Annotated in this window: 26 protein-coding genes and 2 pseudogenes; 8 read left to right on the top strand and 20 right to left on the bottom strand. The window is 34.2% G+C overall.

Annotated features, from left to right (window positions below; genetic code table 11):
- Positions 1-21 precede the first annotated feature (21 nt).
- The gene (locus B5P40_RS00695; RefSeq protein WP_113708682.1) at positions 22-1,269 is read right to left on the bottom strand and encodes a DUF445 domain-containing protein; all 1,248 of its coding nucleotides are present in this window, start codon (positions 1,267-1,269) and stop codon (positions 22-24) included.
- A 153-nt stretch (positions 1,270-1,422) separates the two neighbouring features.
- The gene (locus B5P40_RS00690; RefSeq protein ID WP_002031095.1) at positions 1,423-2,760 is read right to left on the bottom strand and encodes a D-serine ammonia-lyase; all 1,338 of its coding nucleotides are present in this window, start codon (positions 2,758-2,760) and stop codon (positions 1,423-1,425) included.
- Between the two features lie 149 nt (positions 2,761-2,909).
- Here B5P40_RS00690 and B5P40_RS00685 point away from each other — a divergent pair, with 149 nt between their 5' ends.
- Positions 2,910-3,455, top strand: coding sequence for a helix-turn-helix domain-containing protein (locus B5P40_RS00685; RefSeq protein ID WP_002012259.1), 546 nt, complete (start codon positions 2,910-2,912; stop codon positions 3,453-3,455).
- 48 nt (positions 3,456-3,503) lie between these two features.
- On the opposite strand, the gene B5P40_RS00680 is transcribed toward B5P40_RS00685, so the two are convergent.
- The 6 genes from B5P40_RS00680 to B5P40_RS00655 form a co-directional block, all read right to left on the bottom strand.
- Positions 3,504-4,184, bottom strand: a complete 681-nt coding sequence (locus B5P40_RS00680; RefSeq protein WP_012260705.1) for a prolipoprotein diacylglyceryl transferase family protein — start codon at positions 4,182-4,184, stop codon at positions 3,504-3,506.
- A 17-nt stretch (positions 4,185-4,201) separates the two neighbouring features.
- Positions 4,202-4,756, bottom strand: coding sequence for a TlpA family protein disulfide reductase (locus B5P40_RS00675; RefSeq protein WP_002031090.1), 555 nt, complete (start codon positions 4,754-4,756; stop codon positions 4,202-4,204).
- Positions 4,757-4,774: 18 nt separating this feature from the next.
- Positions 4,775-5,488, bottom strand: coding sequence for a cytochrome c-type biogenesis protein CcdA (ccdA, locus tag B5P40_RS00670; protein WP_113708681.1), 714 nt, complete (start codon positions 5,486-5,488; stop codon positions 4,775-4,777).
- Positions 5,489-5,542: 54 nt separating this feature from the next.
- Positions 5,543-6,355 carry a M56 family metallopeptidase gene (locus tag B5P40_RS00665; RefSeq protein ID WP_113708680.1) on the bottom strand — a complete coding sequence of 271 codons (813 nt, stop codon included), beginning with the start codon at positions 6,353-6,355 and terminating at the stop codon, positions 5,543-5,545.
- Position 6,356: 1 nt separating this feature from the next.
- Positions 6,357-6,773, bottom strand: coding sequence for a BlaI/MecI/CopY family transcriptional regulator (locus B5P40_RS00660; RefSeq protein WP_113708679.1), 417 nt, complete (start codon positions 6,771-6,773; stop codon positions 6,357-6,359).
- A 125-nt stretch (positions 6,774-6,898) separates the two neighbouring features.
- Positions 6,899-7,297, bottom strand: a complete 399-nt coding sequence (locus B5P40_RS00655) for a DUF3942 family protein (RefSeq protein WP_002031084.1) — start codon at positions 7,295-7,297, stop codon at positions 6,899-6,901.
- 543 nt (positions 7,298-7,840) lie between these two features.
- Here B5P40_RS00655 and B5P40_RS00650 point away from each other — a divergent pair.
- Positions 7,841-8,539: a peptidase E gene (locus tag B5P40_RS00650; protein WP_002031081.1), complete on the top strand. Its 699-nt coding sequence runs from the start codon at positions 7,841-7,843 to the stop codon at positions 8,537-8,539.
- A 53-nt stretch (positions 8,540-8,592) separates the two neighbouring features.
- Here B5P40_RS00650 and B5P40_RS00645 read toward each other — a convergent pair whose 3' ends face one another.
- The 3 genes from B5P40_RS00645 to B5P40_RS00635 all read right to left on the bottom strand — a co-directional run bounded on the left by B5P40_RS00645 (position 8,593) and on the right by B5P40_RS00635 (position 11,527).
- Positions 8,593-10,002 carry an MATE family efflux transporter gene (locus B5P40_RS00645; protein WP_002086395.1) on the bottom strand — a complete coding sequence of 470 codons (1,410 nt, stop codon included), beginning with the start codon at positions 10,000-10,002 and terminating at the stop codon, positions 8,593-8,595.
- A 228-nt stretch (positions 10,003-10,230) separates the two neighbouring features.
- On the bottom strand, positions 10,231-10,995 hold the full coding sequence (locus B5P40_RS00640; RefSeq protein ID WP_002126691.1) for a DUF2087 domain-containing protein: 765 nt from the start codon (positions 10,993-10,995) through the stop codon (positions 10,231-10,233).
- Between the two features lie 343 nt (positions 10,996-11,338).
- Positions 11,339-11,527, bottom strand: a complete 189-nt coding sequence (locus B5P40_RS00635) for a hypothetical protein (RefSeq protein ID WP_012260704.1) — start codon at positions 11,525-11,527, stop codon at positions 11,339-11,341.
- 132 nt (positions 11,528-11,659) lie between these two features.
- On the opposite strand from B5P40_RS00635, the gene B5P40_RS00630 reads away from it, so the two are divergent.
- Positions 11,660-12,082, top strand: a complete 423-nt coding sequence (locus B5P40_RS00630; protein ID WP_033708974.1) for a PH domain-containing protein — start codon at positions 11,660-11,662, stop codon at positions 12,080-12,082.
- A 230-nt stretch (positions 12,083-12,312) separates the two neighbouring features.
- Complete coding sequence (locus tag B5P40_RS00625; RefSeq protein ID WP_113708678.1) at positions 12,313-13,662, top strand: FAD-binding oxidoreductase; 1,350 nt, start codon at positions 12,313-12,315, stop codon at positions 13,660-13,662.
- 205 nt (positions 13,663-13,867) lie between these two features.
- Here the strand turns inward: B5P40_RS00625 and fumC are convergent, their stop codons facing one another.
- From fumC to B5P40_RS33980, 4 genes and pseudogenes are all read right to left on the bottom strand, one after another.
- The gene (gene fumC, locus B5P40_RS00620; protein ID WP_002035171.1) at positions 13,868-15,256 is read right to left on the bottom strand and encodes a class II fumarate hydratase; all 1,389 of its coding nucleotides are present in this window, start codon (positions 15,254-15,256) and stop codon (positions 13,868-13,870) included.
- 126 nt (positions 15,257-15,382) lie between these two features.
- Positions 15,383-16,786 (bottom strand): Na+/H+ antiporter NhaC, encoded by a 1,404-nt coding sequence (gene nhaC / locus B5P40_RS00615; protein ID WP_002126686.1) that lies wholly within the window; start codon positions 16,784-16,786, stop codon positions 15,383-15,385.
- A gap of 395 nt (positions 16,787-17,181) precedes the next feature.
- Positions 17,182-17,841: a class I SAM-dependent methyltransferase gene (locus B5P40_RS00610; RefSeq protein ID WP_002168696.1), complete on the bottom strand. Its 660-nt coding sequence runs from the start codon at positions 17,839-17,841 to the stop codon at positions 17,182-17,184.
- A 111-nt stretch (positions 17,842-17,952) separates the two neighbouring features.
- Positions 17,953-18,042 (bottom strand): annotated as a pseudogene (locus B5P40_RS33980) (TIGR03943 family putative permease subunit); the annotation flags it as partial.
- Positions 18,043-18,045: 3 nt separating this feature from the next.
- On the opposite strand from B5P40_RS33980, the pseudogene B5P40_RS33250 reads away from it, so the two are divergent.
- A pseudogene (locus B5P40_RS33250) lies at positions 18,046-18,163 on the top strand (cobalamin biosynthesis protein); the annotation flags it as partial.
- A gap of 75 nt (positions 18,164-18,238) precedes the next feature.
- Here the strand turns inward: B5P40_RS33250 and B5P40_RS00600 are convergent.
- Positions 18,239-18,550 (bottom strand): DUF3784 domain-containing protein, encoded by a 312-nt coding sequence (locus B5P40_RS00600; protein WP_002064702.1) that lies wholly within the window; start codon positions 18,548-18,550, stop codon positions 18,239-18,241.
- 163 nt (positions 18,551-18,713) lie between these two features.
- Here B5P40_RS00600 and B5P40_RS00595 point away from each other — a divergent pair, with 163 nt between their 5' ends.
- Positions 18,714-19,679, top strand: a complete 966-nt coding sequence (locus B5P40_RS00595) for a DMT family transporter (protein WP_002168697.1) — start codon at positions 18,714-18,716, stop codon at positions 19,677-19,679.
- A gap of 16 nt (positions 19,680-19,695) precedes the next feature.
- On the top strand, positions 19,696-20,367 hold the full coding sequence (locus tag B5P40_RS00590) for a GntR family transcriptional regulator (protein WP_002030983.1): 672 nt from the start codon (positions 19,696-19,698) through the stop codon (positions 20,365-20,367).
- A gap of 52 nt (positions 20,368-20,419) precedes the next feature.
- Here the strand turns inward: B5P40_RS00590 and fbpA are convergent, their stop codons facing one another.
- Positions 20,420-20,590 (bottom strand): Fur-regulated basic protein FbpA, encoded by a 171-nt coding sequence (fbpA, locus tag B5P40_RS00585; protein WP_002012091.1) that lies wholly within the window; start codon positions 20,588-20,590, stop codon positions 20,420-20,422.
- 193 nt (positions 20,591-20,783) lie between these two features.
- Complete coding sequence (locus B5P40_RS00580) at positions 20,784-21,683, bottom strand: cation diffusion facilitator family transporter (protein WP_002012090.1); 900 nt, start codon at positions 21,681-21,683, stop codon at positions 20,784-20,786.
- 268 nt (positions 21,684-21,951) lie between these two features.
- On the opposite strand from B5P40_RS00580, the gene B5P40_RS00575 reads away from it, so the two are divergent.
- Positions 21,952-23,025, top strand: coding sequence for a beta propeller repeat protein (locus tag B5P40_RS00575; protein ID WP_002189109.1), 1,074 nt, complete (start codon positions 21,952-21,954; stop codon positions 23,023-23,025).
- A gap of 39 nt (positions 23,026-23,064) precedes the next feature.
- Here the strand turns inward: B5P40_RS00575 and B5P40_RS00570 are convergent, their stop codons facing one another.
- Positions 23,065-24,171: a DUF4179 domain-containing protein gene (locus B5P40_RS00570; protein WP_078175710.1), complete on the bottom strand. Its 1,107-nt coding sequence runs from the start codon at positions 24,169-24,171 to the stop codon at positions 23,065-23,067.
- Entirely contained in the window at positions 24,168-24,734 is a 567-nt protein-coding gene (locus B5P40_RS00565; protein WP_002189106.1) for a sigma-70 family RNA polymerase sigma factor, read from the bottom strand. The genes B5P40_RS00570 and B5P40_RS00565 overlap by 4 nt, the downstream gene beginning before the upstream one ends.
- Between the last annotated feature and the right edge of the window lie 114 nt (positions 24,735-24,848).

The raw sequence follows: 24,848 nt of genomic DNA, 5'->3' as shown, positions 1-24,848 counted from the left end.
CACAATTGTGGAAGGTTTTTCTCATATAATCGCTTTTATTCCTTCTAAAATTAATCCAATCATAAAACCACAAACAGCCCCGTTCACACGAATCCACTGCAAATCTTTACCGACATTATTTTCAATCATTTCGATTAATGTTTTATCATCTAACTTATCAAGGTTTTCTTGCACAAGCTTTCCAATTTTCGAATGATTCTTTTCAACAATAGTAACAACTTGTTTTTGTAACCAATCTTCTATTTTTTGAACAGTCAATTCGTCTTCTTTTATTTTATTCATTTGTGTTTGTAAGAATGGAACAACATATTTATCAGCAAATTCTTCATTCTTCACAAAAGTAACTGCCCTACTCTGTACTTGCTCTAGCATCTCTTTTATTTTGTCAGTAGCATCCCAATTTGCAATCCATTTTTCTTTCCACTTCTCTAATTCCTGTAATAAAGATTCATTTTCTTTTACATTTATAATCTCTTGACGAATTTTCGCTAATATAAGTTGCCTTGTGCTATTATCTGCATCTTGTAAGCTGTTAATATTGCTAATGATAAACTTCTGCAAAATGCCGCCGATTTTATCCTCATCAACAATATTCATAAACGATCTCAAAGTAAACTGTAGGAATCCATCTACTTTTATGTTTTCCATCGCCTTCATGCCTAAGCTTCCGAGCTGATAACGTGCTTCATCTTGAGCTGTCCAATCTTTCACTTTTACTAATATGTAATCAAGTGTTTTTTCATCATATTCTTGCACTACTAATTGATCCACGAGAACTTGTAATATGTTACTTGTATTAATTGTATGCAAATACGTTTTTAATTCTTTTTCAATAATAACTGCTAATTTTTCCGTATCTATTTGAAGAATCGCTTTCTCAGCAATTGTTACAATCCCTTTTTTCACAGCGTCAGACTGTAACTCTTTCTCAGCAATTTGCAGTACCGTTTGTGCTAGCTGCATTTCTTTTACTTTACTTGTAATACTTTCTTTCGTCAGCCATTCATTTTCTAACGTAGAAACGAGACCCTTTGTTACCCGCTTACGATTTTTCGGTAATAATGCTGTATGTGGAATTGGAATTCCCAACGGATGACGGAATAAAGCTGTAACCGCAAACCAATCCGCAAGTCCACCAACTAACCCAGCTTCAAATCCCCCTTGAATAATCTCCCCAGCTACCGTTCCTTGAAAAGGGATGGAAGCCGCAAAACCTACGCCCATAACCCCAAGCGAAATACCCGCTATATATTTAGTCTGTAATGACATCGTATACACATCCTCTTATTATGTAAAATAAAGCTTTTTGTTATTTTTATTCGATATTAGCAATCCTTTATATCTATACTATAAAGAACTAGTGCGAAAATAACAAAGAATTTTATGTACATGAAAAAAATGAGGCTGTAAATAGCCTCATTTTTATTTACACGTTAATTCCAAACCTTTCTTATAATACCCATTCATCACGTCTTCCGGAACCATACTCCCACCAGTTCCCCACACAATATGAGTACCTTTCTTCACCTTCTCTGTTAACTGTTGTTTTTGTAAATACTCATTTTCAGCTTTACATACATTCAACGGCCCTATCATACCCGCTAATGCAGAAGGCTCTAAATAAATATTTTCAGTATCAGCCAGTTCTTTTAATAATCTATATAACTCTTCATCACTTACTGTATAATTTCCACTCAAAAATGGTTCCATCGTTTTACCGACAAATCCAGATGGTCTTCCTACTGCAAGCCCATCCGCATCAGTTACATTGTCAATCCCGATATCTTGAACGGCAATTTTATCGTGAAGCCCTGTCATTAAACCGAGTAACATACACGGAGAGTGCGTAGGCTCCGCAAAGAAACAGTGCACATTGTCTTTGTACAATAACTTTAAACCAAATGCTACTCCGCCAGGCCCGCCACCTACCCCGCACGGAAGATAAACGAATAAAGGGTGCTCTTCATCTACTACAATTTCTAACTCTTCTAATTGTTTTTGTAAACGTGACGCTGCTACTGCGTATCCTAAAAATAAATCATGTGAGTTTTCATCATCAACAAAATAACAGCTAGGATCTGCATCTGCTTGCAGTCTTCCTTCTTCTACTGCTTTACTATAATCAGCTTCATATTCAATAACGTTTACACCTTTACTTCTTAATAAATCTTTTTTCCATTGTTTTGCGTCTGCTGACATATGGACTGTCACATTGAAACCTAATTTCGCACTCATAATACCGATGCTAAGCCCTAAATTCCCAGTAGAACCTACTGCAATTGAATACTTCGCAAAGAAACCTCTAAATCTATCACTATCTAAAATTGAATAATCATCTTTCTCTGTTAACATTCCATGCTGCAATGCTAATTGCTCTGCATGTTTCAACACTTCATAAATGCCGCCTCTTGCCTTTATTGATCCTGATATCGGAAGATGACTATCACACTTTAATAATAATTCTCCTAAAATAGGCTGCTCGTAATTTTTCTCTAAAGATTGTTTCATAGAAGAGATTTTCACTAAAGGTGATTCTATAATACCGCCTGTTTCTTTCGTTTCAGGAAATACTTTCGCAATATATGGTGCAAAACGCTTTAATCTCTCTTCCGCGTCTTTTACATGTTCTTCATTAAGTGGCGAATTTTTTATTGCTGTTTCATACTTTTCCATATTCGGGTTTACCCAAAATACTTCTTCTGTTGCGATTAAGTTATTTACTAGTGGATATTGCTCTTTTAATGCCTCTATCTCCTTCATTCCTCTTCCTCCTCATATCCTTGTAGATAGCCATATAATAAATTATAATTAAATTAATTTTAATATAGTTTAACATAAATAATTCATTTTAGTTAATTTTAATTTAATTTATTTAAATATAATTTAATAATTATTAAGGAGCATTTATTATGGAAAATATAGATATTGGTAAAAAGATTGAAAAACAAAGAAAAGAAAAAGGATTAACTAGTAAAGAATTAGCAAAGATGGCCGAAATCACACCATCAATGCTTAGTCAAATTGAACGTGGTTCTGCTAACCCTTCTATTCAAACATTAAAGGTACTTGCAAAAGCTCTTGATGTTCCAACATTTAGTTTTTTACTTGAAGAAAATAATACAGACGATTTAATTGTACGTTCTCATAAAAGAAAAAAAATGATTATCGATAATTTATCATATGAATTGTTATCACCTGATTTCACAGGAAATTTAGCAACAGCAATTATGACTATCCCACCAAATACTGCTTCATCAGAAAATGTTCTAGAACATAAAGGTGAAGAATTAGCATTTGTATTAGACGGAAAAATCACATTGCACTTAAATGAAGAAGAATACACATTAGAAACTGGTGATAGCGTAAAAATACCAGCTTATTTAAAACATAAATGGGTAAATCAATTCGAGAAAAATGCGATTGTTTTATTTTCTGTTACTCCGCCGATTTTTTAATTCATATGATGATACAAAAGTAGCCATGCTCTCCGCGCATGGCTACTTTTACTTTTTTGGTACTAACAAAATCCCTAAACTAATAACAAAGAAGCTCAGTATTTGCTGTATTGAAAGACCAAATAGAACTGAATTTTGTTCACTAATAAGTGAAATAATGATATGAGCAATTCCCTCGCAAATTAGAAAAAAGCTTATATTCTTTCCATTTCCTAATCTTTCATTTTTAATCCATAACGAGCCAATTATACCGAGTGCGAGTATAATCTCATACATGAAAATAGGATGATACAAAAATTTTGATTCATATATTTTCATCCCCCACGGCAGTGTCGTTTGTGCACCTACTTCTTGATGGAATATAAAATAAAAGATTATACTCACGCAAAATCCAAAAGGTAATGTATCAAGTAAAATCCGAAGAGAAAATTGCTCTTTTTTACTTTTCCAAACAATATATATACTCGCAATTACGCATCCTACTATAATATGCTGAATACTTCCTACAGCTAATAATGCTGGCATTGGCGCCCCAATGGCCCATACCGGATTTAAAGTTGCCGGTGCGAATTTCCATACTAATACAATGATAAGAAAGCCATTCGTTACTGCATCCATCATTTTTTCATATTTAATATTTTGCTTTTTCATCCTTAGTTTCATTAGAGTAAATCCAAATAAACTTCCTATTATAAGAGAAACGGGTTGTAACCTCTCCATCCACTCCATCACTTTGAAATCCCCTCTTAATTCTCAATTATTTTCTTAAACTTCTCTTCTAATTGATCTGGAGGTAATACACCTCGTGCATGATCTACAATAATTCCATCTTTATTAACAAAAAATGTCGTTGGTAAAGAAAATACTTTATAATCTATTCCAGCTACTCCGTCCATATCTAATAAAACAGGAAATTTAAATCCGTGACGATCTGCAAATGCGCTCGCTTCTTGTACTGGATCCCCGATTGTTGCATTTACCGCAAAGATTTCAACATCCTCCTTATATTTATCATACAATCGAACTAGATCAGGAGCCTCCATTTCACATGGACCACACCATGATGCCCAAAAATTAATAACATATGGTTTTCCCTTTGCATCATTTAACGAATAAAGCTTCCCATCTAATCCTTTTAATGTTATGTTCGGCGCTTTAAATCCCACTTGTGGTAATACTTCCTTCTCTTGTAACTCCGCTTGTTTCGCTTTTCTTTCTTTTTCTTCTTTCTTAGTATTATAAAAGTTAACTCCTGCCCAAATTAGTGCCCCAGCTAGTATAATAGCAATTAGTTTCTTCACTTTTCTTCCTCCTCATTTCTAAAATCCCGTAAATCCGCCGAATAGACGAATAAAGAACGCTGTAATTTTCGTCATTTGATTTGTATATAATAAAACCCCTGTTAAAATCATCATTCCACCGCCGATTTTCATCATGACATTGGCATAAGTAACAATCCATTTTACCTTTCCAATAAAAAATGCCATCACGAAAAATGGAACTGCAAAGCCAAGAGTATATGCCGTAATATAAAGAAGCGCACTTTCAGGATTGGTCGCCCCGAGCATAAGCACTGCAGAAAATATCGGACCAACACACGGTGTCCATCCTGCTGCATATGTCATGCCGACCAAAACTGAGCGAATATATCCTGTCGATTTACTTCTATACTGCACTTTTTTCTCTGCCATAAGCCACTTAGGCTGAAACAATCCAGTCATAAATAACCCGATCAAAACAATAAAAACCCCACCAATTTGCTGAATCAATCTTTGATTAGATGAAAAAGTAATCCCAATCCAACTCACCGATAAACCTAACGCATAAAATATAACCGAGAAACCGATCATAAAAAATACTGTATGTATAATCGCTGACTTTTGCATAATCCCACGATTTTCTTTTAAATCTTGAATAGACACACCTGTAATATATGATAAATAAGATGGATATAGCGGTAAAGAACATGGTGATATAAATGAAAGTATCCCAGCCCCTACTACTAGCCAAATTGTTAAATCCGCCGCATTCATTTTATCCCTCCTAAATACACTACAATGCGTAGTGTTAATTATTAAAAAAAGAGGCTATATGCACTCTCCGACAATAAGTACGATCGACATACAAAATAGCCCTAACGTTACATATACTGAATTCGTATGTAATGGCATATTCAGCTTAACAACTTGCTCATTCAACACTTGCTCAATTCGTAAATTAATTGCGGTTTTCGCAAACGACGCTGTAATACATTGATTTTCCATCGTCTTTATTTTAATTAACTTTAATAATGCACTACCTAGCTCAAATGAAGATTTCATTTTTTGCATCGCATATTTATCTGCTGATAGCTCTTGATATACATGATAACGCTGCAACATCCCTTTTAATATAGGAATATACATCATTCCCTCAGCTAACAATGTAAAGAAAAATAACTTTAATGGATCTCGATTTTTTTGATGATATTCCTCATGTAATACAATCGCATCAATTTCTTCCTCAGAAAATGCCTGAAACATTCCTTCTGAAATGACAATTTTCGGTCGAAATAATCCAATTGTAAATGCCGTAATCTGTAACGTTGATAATACGTACACTTGCTTTCCTTTTCTAGTAATAGACACGAGATTTCTTTTCAATCTTTTACTATAAAAAAATTGCTTCCAAATTCTTTTACTCATAATGATTACAGTAAATAACAGTAATCCGGCTATCATTATACGAAGTATTGATAGTTCCCTCATATGTTTTTGTAATTCAAATAAACAAAATTGAGAAAGGAAAAATGCTTTATTTTGAAAAAGAAATGGGTATGTAACGTAGTATACTAACATGCTTAAAAAAAGCACACTAATAGTCACTGCTAACAAAACGATTTTACGCATTTGCCACTTCATTTTATCGGTCCTCTTTTTTTAGCCGACTTAATTTCTCTTCTAATTTTTTTATTAAAGATGGATCAGCTTGTTCTAACTCATCTATCATATGGTTCACAACAAGATCTCCAAATTCACCCATTAATTCCTGTGTCATTTTCTTCGTTTGATTAGATAAAAATTCTTCCTTCGTTTGTGTAGTACGATACATACCACTTCTTTTCACAATATGCTTTTCTAAATGTGCTTTCTCTACTAATCTGTTCATAACTGTCATTACAGTATTAAAATTCACCGGGGATTCTTCACTTAATCTCTGTTGCACATCTTTAATGGTAATAACCTCAGTAGCCCAAACAATTTCCATTATTTTCGCTTCAAGCGGTCCGAAAAAGTGATTTAACCCTTGCTCATTTAACTTATAGTTTTGAGTAAACATCGTATGGCCCCTTTCACACTACAGATTGTAGTATAAAATATATAGAAGGTCAAACATAAATGATATTAACTGATACTTAAATGAATCCTAATCTCCACTAATTAGTTATCTGTACCACGTTCGATTCATTGTAAACCTAACTTCTCTCCAAATGTATCATAGAGATAATATTCTAATATTTGCACACTAAATTTCTCATTACGCCCAAGTGCAAATAATTCCCGATCTTTAGCTACGATAGTATCTAATGGAATCACCACATTATCCACTATTTTTGTAATTTCAATTATATTACTTTCTACGTTTACTTCTGTTTTAAATTCAATATTTTCTAATACTATATGTGAACGTCTTCCTGATGCAAAAAAAGTAAAGTTAGGGTTTTTAAAAATTCCAATTTCACTCTCTAACGGATATAAATATTTATAAATTATATCTCTGTGTCCATCTTTTATTATTTTTTCATCTTTTTCATCATCTAAATATTCTTTCACCTTCGCTGCGAACTCAAATCGAAAATCCACTCTTTCACGCTCCCTCTCTTTAGTCTACGCTAATAAATATATTAATATAATTTAACTATATTATAAAATAAGTTCCTATAAAAAGTAAAAAACACTTTTGTAAAACTTTTGGTATTCCCTGTACTTTTTAAATATAAATACTCTTACAACATTCATTAGTACGTCGTTATATTCATTTAAACATATTGTCCCCATATTTTGAAACAATATTTTCCAGTATTATATATCAATAAAGTGAAACTTTAATCAATGGGGATTTTGTTCATCCCCCATTGATTATTAGCCCACACCAATCGGGCGTTTACGGGCAGCAGGGCTCCCACCTAACTGCTTTGCTCCAATCGAATTTTGAGGCGGGAGTTTACTGCCCGCAAATAGCGGGATAAACTGCTTCTAATTCCTTTCTATCCACAGCTATCGACTCCTTATGCTATTTCAATATATTGTTCACTTTATTTCCCCTTATTCATTAAATCACAGAAGGAATGTAACTCCCCACTATCGAATTTTTACATAACAAATATTATTAGGTGGTGCTTTACTATGAAATTAGCTGTCATTGGTGGCGGTGATTTACAAGATCCAAATCACTTGCATATTAATGAACGACTTATAGAATTAACGAATAAACAATACCCAAAAGTATTATTCATTCCTACAGCTAGTCGTGATGATGAAGGATATATAAAGTTATTTTTAGCAACATTTGAAAAGCAATTACATTGTGAGGTTCAAATTTTACGCATTTCAACCGAAACACCTACTAAATATGAAATAGATGAGATGATTCATTCTGCCGATTTAATTTACCTTGGCGGTGGAAATTACGTTCACATGCTTGAACAATGGAAAGAACATAAACTAGATGAAAAGTTACTATTTGCTTTAAAACGTGGAACACTTATTGCAGGATATAGTGCCGGTGCTATGTGCTGGTTCACATCTAGCATTCGTTCAGATTATGAAGGTTCCGGTTATATAGAAAGTAGTGGCTGGGGTATTGTTAACAAAAGATTTTGTCCCCATTACAATCAATTAAATAGAATGAATGCCTTCCATACGTTTTTACAAACTCACCAAGGTAATATAGAAGGTATTGCATTAGAAGATAATTGCGCTTTATATATTACAGAAGGTTCATTTGAAATTATCGGTGAGCCAGATACAGCTTGGGAGTTTTATATGAATAATGGAGAACTCATTAGACAACATTTTGACATAACTTTAAAAAGTTATTTATAAGCATTCATAAAAAAATGTCCCTAAGTATAATGACTTAGGGACATTTTCATCTTTTAACTCACTAATCGTGTAATTCGTTTCTTCTGCCATGAAAGCTTATAATATGCATACTGTAATATTAAGCTGACGATGAATGCAGCTGGATACCCAATCCATATCCCTTCTATTCCAAGGCTCGTATGGTAAGAAAGATAATACGCCACAGGTACTTCAACAAGCCAAATTGATACAACACTGATTACAGTTGGCCATAGTACAGTACCACTTGCTCGCATTGTCGCACTAATAATTTGTGCATGACCGAAAATTAAGTAGCTCCATAATGTAATCATGATTAGACTATGAGCAATGTCAATTGTATTTTGACTTGTTAAAAATAGTGCTAAAATATCTCTTGAGAACAAGTAAATAAGAGATATTAATACACCACCAATGATATAATTCATAATAATTCCGGCCTTAACAACTTTCTGTAATCGATCAAATTGGTTCGCACCAATTGATTGCGCTGCAAAAATTGATACGGTAATGCCGAGGCTAACCGCTGGCATTTGTACATAACTTGCAACTTGGTTCACAACACCATACGCCGCTGTTGCATCTGAACCGTACCGATTTACAAATGCGATTACCGCGATCTCTGATAATGAAACTAATATCATATTAATACTCGCTGGAATACCGAGGCGTAACAATAATTTTAATAACTCCCAGTCCATACGAAGATATTTTCTTACTGTCCCGTCTAATTGTAGTGGATGATTTTTCTTCTTTAAATACACTAGCATGACAATAAACGTAATAACTGTAGATATAACTGAAGCATAGGCTGCTCCATAAACATCTAATTTCGGAGCTCCTAACCAGCCAAAAATAAGAATTGGTAATAAAATCATATTTAGCGCTGTACTTACGATTAAAAAGTAAAATGGCGTTTTTGAATCTCCTGTACCTCTCATAAATGTTGTATATGCAAAATATAAGAATAATACTGGCATAGATATAAATAAAATTCTTGCGTAATGCACACTTATTTCAATAATATTTTCTGGCGTTCCCATAAGACGCATAATATCCATCGCAAAAATACTACCTATTATCGCCAACACGACTCCGATAATAAAAGTAAACGTAAGCGTCGTACCAACGATAGCTTTTAAGCGCTCCTCATTTTTAGCACCAAATGCCTGACCAATTAAAATTGAACTACCAGAACCAATTCCAATTACAAATGAAACGAGTAGGAAAAATAACGGGAAAAATGCCGATATAGCTGCTAGATCATTTACGCCAAGCCATCTTCCTACTACTACCATTCCAAATAACTGTCCAACTGACTGTAATACATTACTTAAAAGTAACGGCACTAAAAACATGGACATCGATTTCCATATCGGCTTATGTTCCGTTTCTGACTTCTGTGACTCTACACCTTCTTTATTGTTATCTGTAGGTGGTTTCAAATTTCATTTCTCCTTTTATTTAAAATCTGCACGGTTAAATCGGTGCTCAAATAGTTGTAATTACTCCAACCATTTCTATACTGTTTGCTCGTCAAAGTAATTGCCTCTTCCACTCACTATTTTCAAATTCATCATAGAACTTTAACATATTTTTCGTATCTGTAATCCTCTATCTCTTTGTATAGTTGTTTTTATTATGTGCATCTATTCATTTTCTTCTCTTCATTCTTATAACTTCACCCAATATTGGCTTCCATCAGCTGTTCTATCTAAAAAACCATATTCGATTAAATATCTTCTCAAAGTTACAAAATCCGGATATATATTTTCTAAAACTGTATTTACTTCTTTTTCAGTATACTTTTTATTACTATCGAATTTCTTCACTAAATGACGTAATATAATCAATTTACGCTTTTGCTTTTTCGGAAATTTAGAAAGCGGTCCATCCAAACCTTCTGTAAAATGCACTGTTAAAACTTCAGCATTTTCTTCCTCTGTAATATTGTATCTATCATCCACCATCGTAGCTGTTCTATGAATCGGTACAAATTTAGTTTGAACTTTTGATTTTTCTTCTGACAATTCCATTAACGCTAAAAATACTTTCGCTTGCTTCATTTTCTCGCGCAATGTAAATCGATGATTGCGAATCGTCGATGTGCTCCCGCCATCCATTTCTTTTACAATCTCTTTATCGTTAAGTCCCATATGGAAAAACTGAACCATTTTCTTTTGCAAATCAGTTAAGCCTGTAAACTTTTTATCAAGATTTAATAAATATTCAAACATAGATGTATGCTCATTTTGAATATGCAACTGTACAAACTTCTCTGCTTCATACAAAACTTGATTTTCTTGATAAATAACCCCTTTAATAAACGTTTCTCCACAAGCTAAACAAACATACTCCTCTGCTTCCTCGTCAAATACATACCCTTTCTTCAATTCCTCTATCGACGCATCCCAAAACTTCTCTGAAATATCACTCATACTAAACATTCCTCCAAAAGGTTTATTAAAACCATAAACAAATTACGATACCGTTTATTACCACTCCATCATCTTACCATACCAAAAGCAAACAATTCAATATTTCGTTTACCTATTTTACAAACTTTTATAAAAATATCTATTTATACGTTATAAAAAGGACTTATCCCAACAAACAGCGAATGTGTTTTTAGAAACCACTTATTATTAAGATGTGAAATATGCTGTTCAATATTTAAGTGCTACAAACCTAATTCAACATGGAACCGGCATTCACACATTCCAAAACTTCAGCATTCAATTTAAACTACAAAAAAGGTGTTTCCATATACGAAAACACCTTTTACCTTTTATATATTTTATAAACAACCTCTACTAAAACTTTACTTGCTTTTACAAATACATGTTTTCGATTTCCATCCTCAACGAATCTATTTGAACAACCACTAATCATCATACAACTAATTATGACTATTACTTTAATACTTTTTCTGCAAATCATTTTATGCAACTCCACTTTTGAAAACTCCATTCAAATTTACCCCATCAAAAAAAGTTTACACGAATAATGAAACGTAAGAATATGTAATATTGCATATTTTTACGTTTCATTACAATATTGTGATTTAATTATTTTAATGACTGGTATACCGAGGTGATTTACTTGAAATTTAAAGCGAAAAAAAATCCATTTCATATCATTTTAATCTCATTGTTTTTAGTCGTTTTTTTCATTTCTCTATTCTTTCAAAATGAGAATTCTATTTTTTTCACTCTCATGATGCTCTTAAATATCGTGAATCTCTCTTCTTTCTATTTTTCTCATTACAAAATAACGGAATCTGCCCTTATTGTTAAACATGGTTTCATACTCCGTACTGAAATTCCATTTGAAAATATACGCCACATTAAATACTCTGGTAAAAAGCTTCGTTCAGAAAATTGGACAAGACAACAAATAGAAATTCATTATAATTTATTCGACTCAGTAACATCTTTCGTACCACAAGAAGAGGAGAAATTCATTTCACTCTTAAAAGAAAACTGGCCAAATGTGAAAATAATCAATAGTACCTCAAATGAATAATTTTGTTTGAGACAGTTCAATACTATTAGGATAACTATATAAGAATTGAATATCCTCCCCAAGTAAAACCGCCGTTTACATATTTATTCTCCCCTCAGGCTAACTCTCCAATAGTTAGTCTATTTTTTATTACATAAAGATACTACGCCTTCATCACAAACAAACGATACGAACATACACTATTTCTAGAAAAACAAACTACTACACAAAATGAATGAAAGGTGCTTATTATGTATGAGCTAAGTTATGAAGGATTAACAGGTGAAATTATTACAAGATATGATTGTGAGTACGAAGAAGCTAGACAAGAATGGAATCGAGCTATTCAAAAGTTTCCTTTAGCTATCATTTATTGTTTTACGAAATGGGGTGTTAGTAATGCGATTATTTGGGCGAGAAAAAATGAAATCGCTATTCGCATTCGTTCTGGTGGACACCATTACGAAGGATATTCTATCGGAAACAATGTCCTCGTAATTGATATAAGTAAAATGAACTGTATGCAGCTTAATGAACATAAAAATACATTAGTCATTCAAGGTGGTGCTCAAAATAAACAAGTCTATGACTTTATCTCTTCAAAAGGTTATCCATTTCCAGGAGGAACTTGTCCAACTGTTGGAGTAAGTGGATACACTTTAGGTGGAGGTTGGGGCTATTCTAGTAGGTATTTCGGCCTTGGTTGTGACAATTTAATAGAGTTAGAATTAATTGACTATAAAGGTAAAGTAATTACAGCTAATGAAACTTGCCATAAAGACTTATTTTGGGCTTGTCGCGGGGCAGGTGGCGGAAATTTTGGCATCGTTGTTTCGCTAACTTTTAAGCTCCCTCCAATAGTTGATAAAGTTACTTTCGTTGAACTATATTGGCCTAACGCTTCAGTAGACATCCAAAAGGAATTTCTTCACACATGGCAAAGCTGGCTAGTAAATTTAAATAGTAAGATGACAATCGGTGCGAGCATATACAACTCTGCTGTGGAAGGACTTGCAATATATGGACGAGGTTTATATTACGGTACCCCAGAAGATGCAGCGTTCATTCTACAAGATTTACTCAATATAAACGGGGTGAAGATGAATTTACAATATATCAGTTTTCTTGAAGCAATGGCCATTGTAGAATCTTCATATCCACCGTCTGAACAATTTAAATCTACAGGCCGGTTCGTTCATAAACAATATAACGAGGAAGAAATCGAAACAATTATTAGTCTTATTAAAGATAGAGCTTCCGGCAGTATTTTTGCAGCTATAAGTCTCTACCCCCTTGGAGGAAAAATTCAAGATGTAGGTAAAGATGCGAGCGCTTTTTATTACCGTGATGCACATTATATTCTAGGAATCCAAACTATATGGGAAGATCCGATTGTTAAAAAGGATAATTCCCAATGGTTAGAAAGCCGATTTGACTATATAGAATCTATAACAGAAAGCTCATTCATCAATTTCCCATACAGCGATTTGAAAGATTATATGAACGCTTATTACGGGACACATGCGAACAAATTAAGAAAAATCAGTAAAAAATATGACCCTTTATGTGTATTTACTTTTCCGCAAGGAATTAAAAATTAATATGCGATAAAGTGAAACTTTAATCAGTGGAGGTTTTGTTCATCCCCCACTGATTATTAGCCTTCACCAATCGGGCGTTTATGGGCAGCAGGGCTCCCACCTAACTTCTTTGCTTCAGCCGAATTTTGAGGTAGGAGTTTTACTGCCCGGCAAATAGCGGGATAAAAAAGCCAAGATTCTAAATTAAGAATCTTGGCCTCTTCTATTATTCTTTCGGAGCAATCATTTTTTTCGGATCTACAATCTCATCAAATTGCTCTTCTGTTAGTAGTCCAGATTGCAATGCTGCTTCTTTTAAAGTTAACCCTTCTTTATGGGCATGCTTTGCAATTTTCGCGGCATTTTCATACCCGATATGTGGGTTTAGCGCTGTTACAAGCATTAATGAACGATTTACATTTTCATTAATTACTTCTTCATCTGCTTCAATACCAACTGCACATTTATCATTAAACGAAACGGTTGCATCAGCTAATAAGTGAGCAGATTGCAGGAAGTTGTAAGCAATAACTGGTTTGAATACGTTTAGCTCAAAATTACCTTGGCTCGCAGCAAATCCGATTGTTGTGTCATTCCCCATAACTTGTGCTACAACCATTGTTAATGCTTCACTTTGCGTTGGATTTACTTTACCTGGCATAATAGAGCTTCCTGGTTCATTTGCAGGGATAATAATTTCCCCAAGACCACTTCGTGGACCACTTGCAAGCCAGCGCACATCGTTAGCTATCTTCATTAAATCAGCAGCTAATGCTTTTAATGCTCCATGTGCAAATACAACTTCATCATGGCTCGTTAACGCATGGAATTTATTTGGTGCAGAAACAAATTGTTTACCTGTAAACAGACTAATTTCTTCTGCTACCATCTCACCAAATTTAGGGTGCGCATTAATTCCAGTTCCAACCGCAGTACCACCAATTGCTAATTCTTTCATATATGTATTGCTATCTGCAATCATACGCTCTGTTTTTTCAAGCATACGGTGCCATCCGCTAATTTCTTGTCCTAACGTTAAAGGTGTTGCATCTTGTAAATGCGTACGACCGATTTTAATAATATGTTCAAATGCAGTTACTTTTTCTGCTAATGTTTCTTTTAATTTCGTAATAGCTGGCAATACATGGTTTTCTACCGCAATTACACACGCTACATGAAGTGCTGTTGGGAACGTATCATTTGAACTTTGAGACATGTTCACGTCATCATTCGGATGAATATGTACGTCAGATCCCTTTTCTTTCAAAATTTGATTACCGCGGTTTGCAATTACTTCATTTACATTCATATTCGATTGTGTACCACTACCCGTTTGCCATACGACAAGTGGAAAATGTTCATTCCATTTTTCTGCGATAACTTCATCAGCAGCTTCCACAATTGCTTGCGTCTTCTCTTCTGATAGCTTTCCTAATTTTTGATTACTAAGCGCTGCACTCTTCTTTAAAATCGCAAATGCTTTTACAATTTCAAGCGGCATATGCTCTGTTCCAATCGGAAAATTTTCCTTACTACGCTGCGTTTGTGCTGCCCATAATTTATCAGCTGGAACTTTCATTTCTCCTAATGTATCTCTTTCAATTCTGTACTCCATTTTTTCATCCCCTTGAAAATAAAATACCTACATCTTTTATTTTAACAGACTTTCCATCAAATGATAAGAATTCTCATTGATACATATAAAAAAAATTACCTTCCGCCACCGCAGAAGGTAATTTTTTTATGATGCTTGCTTTCCTTTATCCGCATCATCTACATACCAAATGAACTTGCCTGTATATCCATAAATAACTGCTAAAATGAGTGATACGAAGCTTAGCCACATAAATGGAACGTATGATAATGTTGATACACCTAAAATACCAGCCATAAAAATACCATTATCAGACCATGGAACCATACCAGAGGTCAAAGTTCCACCTACTTCTGAGTTACGTGCTAATACGCGGCGATCTATTTTTAATTTATCATAGCTATCTTCCATAATTTTTGGTGTTAAAATAAGTGATACGTACATCGCACAACCAAATATGTTAGCTAAAAATGCAACGATTAATGTAGACAATGTTACATTACCTGCAGAATTTAATTTCTTCTCAAATTTCGATACGATTACCTTTAGAACACCTAACTTTTCAAGTAATCCACCAAAACCTAATCCGAAAATAATAACAGCTACTGAACCAAGCATACCATTAATTCCACCACGGTTTAATAACTTATCGACAAACTCGACACCAGATTGAATTGAGAATCCGTTATATGCTGTTCCAATTGCCTCTCCAAAGTTCATTCCTTGGAAAAGTGTTGCCCAAATTGCACCAATTAAAGCTCCCATAGCAATTGTTGGCATAGATGGTTTCTTCATCGCCAATAGCACAATAACAATTACCGCTGGAACAAGCATCCATATTTTAATATCAAAGTGCTTTAATAAAGATTCTTTTAAAAACTCAACTCTATTTAAATCTACATTATCCCCGCCATACATCCATCCAGCAACAGTAAACATAATGCTGGTAATAATATAAGCTGGAACGTCTAATACGAGCATAGCTCGAACGTGAGCGATAACATCTACTTTCGCCATAGAAGCTGCAAGAACTGTGCTATCAGAAAGTGGTGATAATTTGTCTCCGAAATAAGCTCCTGAAAGGACTGCACCCGCAACAAGCGGAAGTGGTAATCCAAGCCCTTCACCTATCGCCATCATAGCAATACCTGCAGTTCCAACTGTTCCCCATGATGTTCCTGTCGCGATAGAAGTGATTGAACAAATAATTAAAGTTGCCAATAAGAATATGCTAGGGTGAATGAATTCTAATCCATAATAAATTAATGTAGGTACAACCCCACCAGCAATCCACGTTCCAATTAAAGCCCCAACTGCAACTAAAATAAGAATTGCTTCTAATCCATTAGAAATCCCTTTCGTAATTGCATCTTGCAATTCTTGATAACGAAATCCTAATCTTAATCCAAGCGCAATAACTAAAAACCATGAAATAAATAGCGCTAATTGAATTGGGAGATCAAAAATCGTTTGGAAGGAAAAGACGACAGCAAGAAATAGGCATAAAAGAATAATAATTTCTAGCATCGATGGTAATCTTACACTTTTCATTTTTTTCTCTCCTTACAAGTCGATAACATGATGTATGTAGTCTTACGTGTATGTAGTATACAATTAGCGAAGACAAAACAAAATTTTCATATTATTTCGATTTATTTTTTCAGTATAATATATTCACAACCCTTTCTATTGTAAAAGTAGATTGCGCTTTTCGCAATGAAAAATATAAAAAATGTTGTATTTTTATTTATTTAGATAAAAACACCTAATGAAATAAAACTTTAATCAATGAGGGTTTTATCCATCCCCACTAATTATTAACCCATAATAACCTTTTTAATATTTGCCTCAACAAAACTTTTTACTACCGCTTTCACCTCATATGTAATAATATATTTCCACATAAAAAAAGAGCACACATCATTTAATCGATGCATGCCCCTCTTTTATTTATACATATTTTGTATCTCTTCTTTATTTTTAAGTATTTCCGAAAACTTATCGCTACAACCTTTCGGAAATAAAACTCCGAGTCCATATGAATGCCCAAACTGAAAATGAGGGTATTTCACCTTGACCTCATCCCAAAACTTATACACACCGAAATCACCGTTTTTAACTTCAATATCATGAAATAATACAATACCGTTTTTAGCAACTTTAGGTAACCATGTTTTATAATCATGAGAAACAGCTTCATACGTATGATAGCCATCAATATGCAAAAGATTTATCGTTTCATCTTGAAACTCATCCAGAGCATCATCAAAAGTAGACCGAATTAAATTCCCTATATTCAGGTAGTTATCCCTCACCACTTTTTCTACTATTTGAAAAACCCCTTCTCCATATGGACCTGTATGCCCATCTCCAGCCCAAGTATCTACAGCAAAACATTTTGTGGCTAACCCACCATCTTTTACCCCCTGGCAAAAACTAAAAAAGGAAGCACCTAAATGCGTACCTAACTCAACTAAAGTTGCTGGTTCTTCAAATCTTACTAAATCATATGCGAAATCTAAATGCCCACTCCACGCAGATTGTGACCGAATAATAGGACTAAATTTTTCAAATTCAAACGATGGTTTATGAGTAACCCAGTTCATCGCGTATCTCCTTATACACATATTTTTAACAAACCAAATTACTCTTATCTTTATTTTTTTGGCGCCGCGATTATGATTATATTTCATAAAAAGATGAAGAATTACCCATTCTTATTGGGGTAAAGCATCATATACATATGGATTTGCTGGCTTCTTAATCTTCTCTACTTTACTTATTTTCACAAGTGGAAATAGCATTCCTTAGAACCAGAAGCATTGAAAAACTTGGATGAACGATATGGAGATCAAATAACTGAACTTGTATTTATCGGCATCGATATGAATCGTTCTATTAACAGAAAAAGAAATGAAACAAGATTGAAATACATTTGTTGATCCTATTCCCGCTTTTACTTTCACTTCATAATAAAAAGGCTTCCGTAGCATGGAGCCTTTTTCACTTTGTAGTACTCTTATTTAACATATTTGCTTTAATAAGAAACACAATTGTACCTAAAACAATTAAGATAGCATATACGATACCAACTACATCACCTATTTTTTCTAAGCCAAACGGTAATAGTATAGTAGCAACTCCGACTATATAGGAAAACACACCTGAAAGCTTCGCTAATTTATTTTTATCTCCAACAAACGTTTCTTCCTGATAGCCTGCCAACAAAAACAATCTCTTTTTCACATGTATTTGATAGCCTAAAAAAATGATAAGTAATCCAACAAATAAACAAACCAAAAATCCTGCTAGCATATAACTCTCCCCTACGATATTTTACTATACACAAAAAAGATGATCGTTCTTACTAAACAATTTTATTTTTAATTAGAAATTTCAGTTTATTAATACTCCATTTAGTGATATATTGCATATTGTATCTAATATATATTTTTTTGAAAGGAGGACTATATATTTTATGGATCCAAATCGATTAAAAGGAATTATAATGGTCATAATCGGTGCTTGTTTATGGGGCTTATCCGGAACAGCTGCGCAACAACTTTTTCAATTCGAAAACGTTTCCACTGAATGGTTAGTTACAATCCGTTTGCTTATATCCGGTGCTATTTTGCTCATTATGTCATCATTCGGAGCGAACAAAAAAGAAATATTTGGAATTTGGAAACAAAAGTCTGATGCAAATAAGATAATTTTGTTCGGTCTTTTAGGCATGCTTGCTGTACAGTACACGTACTTCGCTTCTATTAAAGAAGGAAACGCTGCTGTTGCAACTTTGTTACAATATTTAGCCCCTATATTTATCACTGTATACTTACTTTTCAAATGGAGCGTTCGTCCATCAAAAATTGATTATATTTCAATTACCCTCTCATTAGTAGGGACTTTTCTCCTATTAACAAACGGTTCTGTTCATAACTTAGCTGTATCTACACCTGCTATCATTTGGGGCATTTTATCTGGACTATCTCTTGCATTTTATAGTTTGTATTCAAAAGAATTGTTAGAAAAGTGGTCTTCATCCGTTATCGTTGGATGGGGGATGATCATTGGGGGGATTGGCGTAACGATTTTACACTTTATTTCCACAAACGAATTCATTTTATTATCAACTATGAAATATGTAAAACTAAGTACCCTCCCGCTCATTACATTTGTCGTCATTTTCGGGACACTCATCGCATTTTATTTATACTTAGATAGCATAAGATACCTTACGCCTAAAGAAACAACATTATTTGGCTGTACAGAACCACTCGCAGCTATTATTTCTTCTGTGCTTATTTTGCACGTACCGTTTCAATCTTTTCAGTTATTAGGTGCTTTTTGTGTAATTGTAATGGTGCTCATATTAAGCCAAAAACCGGATAAAGGAAAACCAAAATTAAAGCTTGTTAATACGAAAAAGAAACATATACAATGAAAGGATTGAATTCACTATGCCTGTCCCTCAAAATTATAAAAAACCAGGAAGAGTTTCAGCAAAGTCACTCGTTTTAAATCAACTGCAAGATTGGATTATAGAAGGTGTTTTACGACCTGATGAGAAAATAAATGATGGGGAATTGGCAGAAGCACTAGGAGTAAGCAGAACACCTGTTAGAGAAGCTTTACAAATTTTAGAGCTTTCTGGATTAGTTGAAATGGTACCTGGGCAAAAAACGAAAATCGCGCCTATTAAGTTAGACGACGTATCTATCATTTATGAGACGATAGCTGGTCTTCACTCAATTATAGGAAAGCAAGCACTTCAAAAAGTTACAGACGCTGATATTAAACTACTTTCCGAGATAAATGATGCTTTTCAACAATCTATACATGAAAAAGATTCAAAAAAAGCTTTAGAACTAGATATACGATTTCACAATACAATTACTTCTATTGCTAAAAACCGATATATTGAACCTTTTCTAGAAAATATGCAACTTCACATTTTACGCCTTGAATATTTATTTTTCCAAAACTTCGTGCCTGCAAGTCAATCTATTAAAGAACATCACTCTATAATTCAAGCACTACAAAAACAGGATGAAAAACGAATGGAACAAATGATGTCTCAAAACTGGCTCCGTCCAATGAAAGAAATACAAAAAATAATTTCTATGAAATAATAAAGCTGGTTACACAAAAGTGTAACCAGCTCCTTCTTTAATAATCTATGTGCTATGCCTGAATATTTGCGTAATCTTCAATATGCTCGTACTCTTTTTCCAATTCCTCTAAAGACAGCTCGTATAATTGTCGGTCGCGAATCTTAAACACCCCTGCTCCAATTAACTCATCAATTAAATGTCTCTTACGATTTTCAACAGCAAAACGGAGTTGACTACTCATCTTTTAAAAAACTCCTTTCTACGATCATTGAAAATGATAATCTTTATCAATTACCACTTTTGATTATAAAAGATGATTCTTAATAAGTAAAGTAATCTTATGAAATATTTACCTTACAAAGTATTTGTGGCCACATTATATATATGTATGCCACGCGAAAAATGTTATGACATTTTTTCATACCCTTTTTCTTTCATACTTTGCAAGTTGTCTCATTATGGTTAAATTCACCTTCTATTTCAACTTGAATGGTGACATGTTCTACATGAAATTTCCCCTTTAATACATCCGTTGCTTCTTTCAATACGCTTTGCGTTTCATTACCTTCGATAATAAGATGGCAAGTTAATACTTGAAAATCTGATGTTACAGACCATATATGTAAATCATGAACTTCTTTTACAATAGTAATATTTAATAATGTATTTTTCACCTCTTCAGCATCTATGTGCTGCGGTGCACCTTCCATTAATATATGAACTGTATCACGTGTTACACGCCATCCACTTATAATGACTAAAATAGACACAAGAATACTAGCAACCGCATCTGCAGCAGTCCATCCAAAAAATTTAATAAGTAACGCAGCAATAATCGCTCCAACTGAACCTAATAAATCGCCTAGTACATGTAAGAACGCACTTCTTAAATTTAAATTACCTTTCACATCTCCGCCTCTCATTAATATCCAAGCTGATACAATATTAATAAGCAGACCAAGCACAGCAATAATGAGCATTCCATTACTAGCGATTTCAACTGGTTCCTTAAAACGACGAATTGCTTCAATAAAAATATATACTGAAATGACAATAAGAACGACACCATTACATAATGCCGCTAACATTTCGACTCGCTTATACCCATATGTTTTCGCGGCCGTTGCCGTTTTTTCCCCAAGCTTGAACGCAAGTAAACTTAAAGCTAAGGATACTGCATCACTTAACATATGCCCTGCGTCAGACAATAGTGCTAAGCTATTTGTTACAAATCCGCCAATAACTTCAGCAATCATAAAGCTTGTTGTTAATAAGAAGGCAATTAATAACGCTTTTTTATTTTTTGAATGACCGTGATCATGTGAGTGCCCCATACAAATGCTCCTTTAAGTGCAATATCTGTATGTTAGTATGAAACACATTCCCTATCTTTATCCCCCATTAACGCCCGATAGTGAATGCTACTAATCAGTAGAAGATGAACAATACCCCACTGATTAAAGTTTCACTTTATCCCGCTTCCTCTGTATACAAACTTCGCTACTTTTCAAACAAGTCCTTTTTCTCAACTAAAAACAAGACTACTTCTTTTTTATTTTCATATTGTTTACTAATGAAAGAATTTTTAAGGGGGTTACAAAATTGAAACGACTATTTCTCTGCATGGAGCGTGAACTTGTTGTAGTAAAAGAACAATATGGTAACTATGAAACCACATATCATTTACAAAATATGCAACCTACCTGTATTGTGGTTGATCCATTCCAAACAAATCGTGTTTATTGCGGCACATTTGGACGAGGTTTATGGCTAAGTGACGATGGCGGGGATTCGTGGAGACCAATTGGAGATTCATATCGTTACTTTGATTTCCCTAAAGAGGATGGTATTTTACACTCTTCTATTACTTCTATAACGATAAGCTCAAATGAACAAGTTAACGGCTACGGCGTCGTTTATGTAGGTACAGAACCTAGTGCTTTATTCCGTTCAGAAAATGGTGGTGAAACGTGGACTGAACTTAAAAATATGAAATCATTATTATCTTCTTATACGTGGGCTTTTCCGCCTAGACCTTTCACCCATCACGTTCGCTGGATTACAGTTGATCCAAACACTCCAAATACAATCCATGTTTCAATTGAAGCTGGTGCTGTTATTCAAAGTAATGATAGAGGGCATACATGGATTGATAAAAAATTCGGTGCTCCTATTGATGCTCATCAACTGCTTATGCACCCTGAAGCCCCTAATCGCCTTTATGCATCATGCGGTGACGGATTTATGGGCGGACCTGATCGCGCATACCTTGAAAGTTATAATAGCGGAAACAGCTGGATCTCATGCAGTGAAGGACTTGAACATCATTATTTATACAGTATGGCTATCGATCCGGCTGATTGCGATACAATTCTCGTTTCTGCCGCACCAAGTGCCGACCTTGCTCATCACCGTATTCCTTATGAATCTTATATTTATCGAAAAACGAAAGATACTCCGTTCGAGCAAGTGCAGCAAGGTCTACCCTCTGCAATTGGTACAGTCATTTCAATGTTTGCGACAAACCAAGCAGAACCACATACGTTTTACACTTTAAATAACAATGGCGTATTTCAATCCAATGATAGCGGTGAAACGTGGGAACAACTAAACATTCCGTGGAAAGATGAATATAAAACGCAGCATCCACATGCATTGCTCGTTACTTGTTCTTAACGAAAAAAGACTGCCTAATGGCTTTAGGCAGTCTCTCTTTTATTTCTTTAAATCAATTACGATATCATCTAGAACAATATCTTTACTCTTCGCTTCTTTTTTCGGCACTTCAATTTTCTTCTCTTTTCCATTCACATACTCCACTCCACCATGATTTTCAGGTGTATGAACTCGCAAGTGCACACGAGGTGTAACGATAAGCTTTGTTGCATTTTCGTTTAACTTTTGGAATGTAGCACTCCAACTACTTTTATGTGGCTCTGCTACTGTACTAGTTCCGCCATTTCCTTCACCTGCATATTTATTTCCTAAATCATCTTTTATTTCTAATTCCACATCAGCGCTATCCCATATACTTCGTAATGCCTTAGATTCTTCCTGATTGTAAAAAACGATAAAGGACATCGGGGTTACTTCCATTTTATCTATGTTTACTTTTATTCCTTCTTTTTCAGAAATTCCTTGAAGCTTAATTTCTTTACTATCCATTCCCTTAACAGTAAGGGCAAAATTCCAATTCCCTTTTATAGATTTCTTTTCCTCATACATATTTATTGCCTCTATATCCCACCAAACATTTGCAACATCTAACCTTTCACTACCATGACCACTCATCGTAGTCATACCTACATATTTTCCCTCTCCAACTTTTGTCACGTCCGAACTACCTCCTCCACCATTAAAGCCCATCACTTGCGGACTTCCAAATGGGAACGGTTTCTCTCCTAAATCTTTTTCGCTTTCAATAGAATATGTGATTGTAATTGTTCTACCATCGAACACAGCATCATTAATTGTAACCTTAACCCCATTACTCTCCCTCGTCATATTCAATTCAGTCGAAAACTCTTTATAATTTTCATATAACCCTGTTCTACCATTATCTAAAAATCGGAATATGTCACCTACAATTGGCAATCCTCCAGCATATGTAGGAAACCCAATACCAAGCGTTGCAACTGATAACCCTACTAAAATAGATGCTGCAGCAACACCTTTTTTCCAACTTTTCATCTTTTTCTTCGTACGTATCGATTGTTTTACATTGCGTTTTACTTTTTCTTTTTCAATTTCAGAAGCCTCAATTTCCTCAAGTTCTTTTTCATCTATATCAATATCATTTAATAGTTCATAAATGTCTTTCATATTGCACTACCTCCAAAACTAATATTCGTAGCATTTTGTTGTAGTTTCTTTTTTCCCCGGTACACACGATTATCTATCGCTGCCCTGGTTAATCCTAATTTGTCACCTATTTCCTCTGTCTTCATACCGAGAAGATATTTCATAATGAACACTTTTTGATCTAGCGGTTCTAATTGATTAATAAGCTTCAATAATTCTTCCCTATCTTCCATAACGATTAATTCGTCTTCCGCTGACTTTTCTGTACTAATATGAAACTCATCTGAAATAATTTCTACTTTCCTAGTCGCTTTCCGGTAATAATCAATCGCTTTAAACTTCGCAATTGCCGCAATCCATTTTTTAAAATCATTTGGCTCTCCATGAAATTTATTTGCGTTATTCCAAATGGAAAGAAATATATCGTTTACACATTCCTCTATGAGTCCATCATTTTGAACTGGAAGAAGAACTTTGTGCGTGATTCCTTTTATGAGTGGTAAGTATGTATCGACAACGAATTCTAGCGCATCTTCTTTTTGCCGTTGTAATCTTTTTATAAAATTTTTCTCATTTGATTTCATGTAGCGATTCCCCTTATTTTTTTATAAACGCTTTTACACCCTATATAACGTTTTGGAAATTTTTTTCTCGCATCTTTTTTTATTTTTTGTATGTAATGGAATACTTTTCCTTAG

It is taken from the genome of Bacillus sp. SRB_8, assembly GCF_003264205.1.
GTDB classification, from domain to species: Bacteria; Bacillota; Bacilli; order Bacillales; family Bacillaceae_G; genus Bacillus_A; species Bacillus_A mycoides.
This window is presented reverse-complemented; position numbering and strand designations above follow the sequence as displayed.

What these genes read in the sequence shown, in the direction of transcription:
- B5P40_RS00695 (WP_113708682.1), bottom strand. Translation starts at nt 1,269, where the DNA reads ATGTCATTACAGACTAAATATATAGCGGGTATTTCGCTTGGGGTTATG.
- B5P40_RS00690 (WP_002031095.1), bottom strand. Translation starts at nt 2,760, where the DNA reads ATGAAGGAGATAGAGGCATTAAAAGAGCAATATCCACTAGTAAATAAC.
- B5P40_RS00685 (WP_002012259.1), top strand. Translation starts at nt 2,910, where the DNA reads ATGGAAAATATAGATATTGGTAAAAAGATTGAAAAACAAAGAAAAGAA.
- B5P40_RS00680 (WP_012260705.1), bottom strand. Translation starts at nt 4,184, where the DNA reads ATGGAGTGGATGGAGAGGTTACAACCCGTTTCTCTTATAATAGGAAGT.
- ccdA (WP_113708681.1), bottom strand. Translation starts at nt 5,488, where the DNA reads ATGAATGCGGCGGATTTAACAATTTGGCTAGTAGTAGGGGCTGGGATA.
- B5P40_RS00665 (WP_113708680.1), bottom strand. Translation starts at nt 6,355, where the DNA reads ATGAAGTGGCAAATGCGTAAAATCGTTTTGTTAGCAGTGACTATTAGT.
- B5P40_RS00660 (WP_113708679.1), bottom strand. Translation starts at nt 6,773, where the DNA reads ATGTTTACTCAAAACTATAAGTTAAATGAGCAAGGGTTAAATCACTTT.
- B5P40_RS00650 (WP_002031081.1), top strand. Translation starts at nt 7,841, where the DNA reads ATGAAATTAGCTGTCATTGGTGGCGGTGATTTACAAGATCCAAATCAC.
- B5P40_RS00640 (WP_002126691.1), bottom strand. Translation starts at nt 10,995, where the DNA reads ATGAGTGATATTTCAGAGAAGTTTTGGGATGCGTCGATAGAGGAATTG.
- B5P40_RS00635 (WP_012260704.1), bottom strand. Translation starts at nt 11,527, where the DNA reads ATGGAGTTTTCAAAAGTGGAGTTGCATAAAATGATTTGCAGAAAAAGT.
- B5P40_RS00625 (WP_113708678.1), top strand. Translation starts at nt 12,313, where the DNA reads ATGTATGAGCTAAGTTATGAAGGATTAACAGGTGAAATTATTACAAGA.
- fumC (WP_002035171.1), bottom strand. Translation starts at nt 15,256, where the DNA reads ATGGAGTACAGAATTGAAAGAGATACATTAGGAGAAATGAAAGTTCCA.
- nhaC (WP_002126686.1), bottom strand. Translation starts at nt 16,786, where the DNA reads ATGAAAAGTGTAAGATTACCATCGATGCTAGAAATTATTATTCTTTTA.
- B5P40_RS00610 (WP_002168696.1), bottom strand. Translation starts at nt 17,841, where the DNA reads ATGAACTGGGTTACTCATAAACCATCGTTTGAATTTGAAAAATTTAGT.
- B5P40_RS00600 (WP_002064702.1), bottom strand. Translation starts at nt 18,550, where the DNA reads ATGCTAGCAGGATTTTTGGTTTGTTTATTTGTTGGATTACTTATCATT.
- B5P40_RS00595 (WP_002168697.1), top strand. Translation starts at nt 18,714, where the DNA reads ATGGATCCAAATCGATTAAAAGGAATTATAATGGTCATAATCGGTGCT.
- B5P40_RS00590 (WP_002030983.1), top strand. Translation starts at nt 19,696, where the DNA reads ATGCCTGTCCCTCAAAATTATAAAAAACCAGGAAGAGTTTCAGCAAAG.
- fbpA (WP_002012091.1), bottom strand. Translation starts at nt 20,590, where the DNA reads ATGAGTAGTCAACTCCGTTTTGCTGTTGAAAATCGTAAGAGACATTTA.
- B5P40_RS00580 (WP_002012090.1), bottom strand. Translation starts at nt 21,683, where the DNA reads ATGGGGCACTCACATGATCACGGTCATTCAAAAAATAAAAAAGCGTTA.
- B5P40_RS00570 (WP_078175710.1), bottom strand. Translation starts at nt 24,171, where the DNA reads ATGAAAGACATTTATGAACTATTAAATGATATTGATATAGATGAAAAA.
- B5P40_RS00565 (WP_002189106.1), bottom strand. Translation starts at nt 24,734, where the DNA reads ATGAAATCAAATGAGAAAAATTTTATAAAAAGATTACAACGGCAAAAA.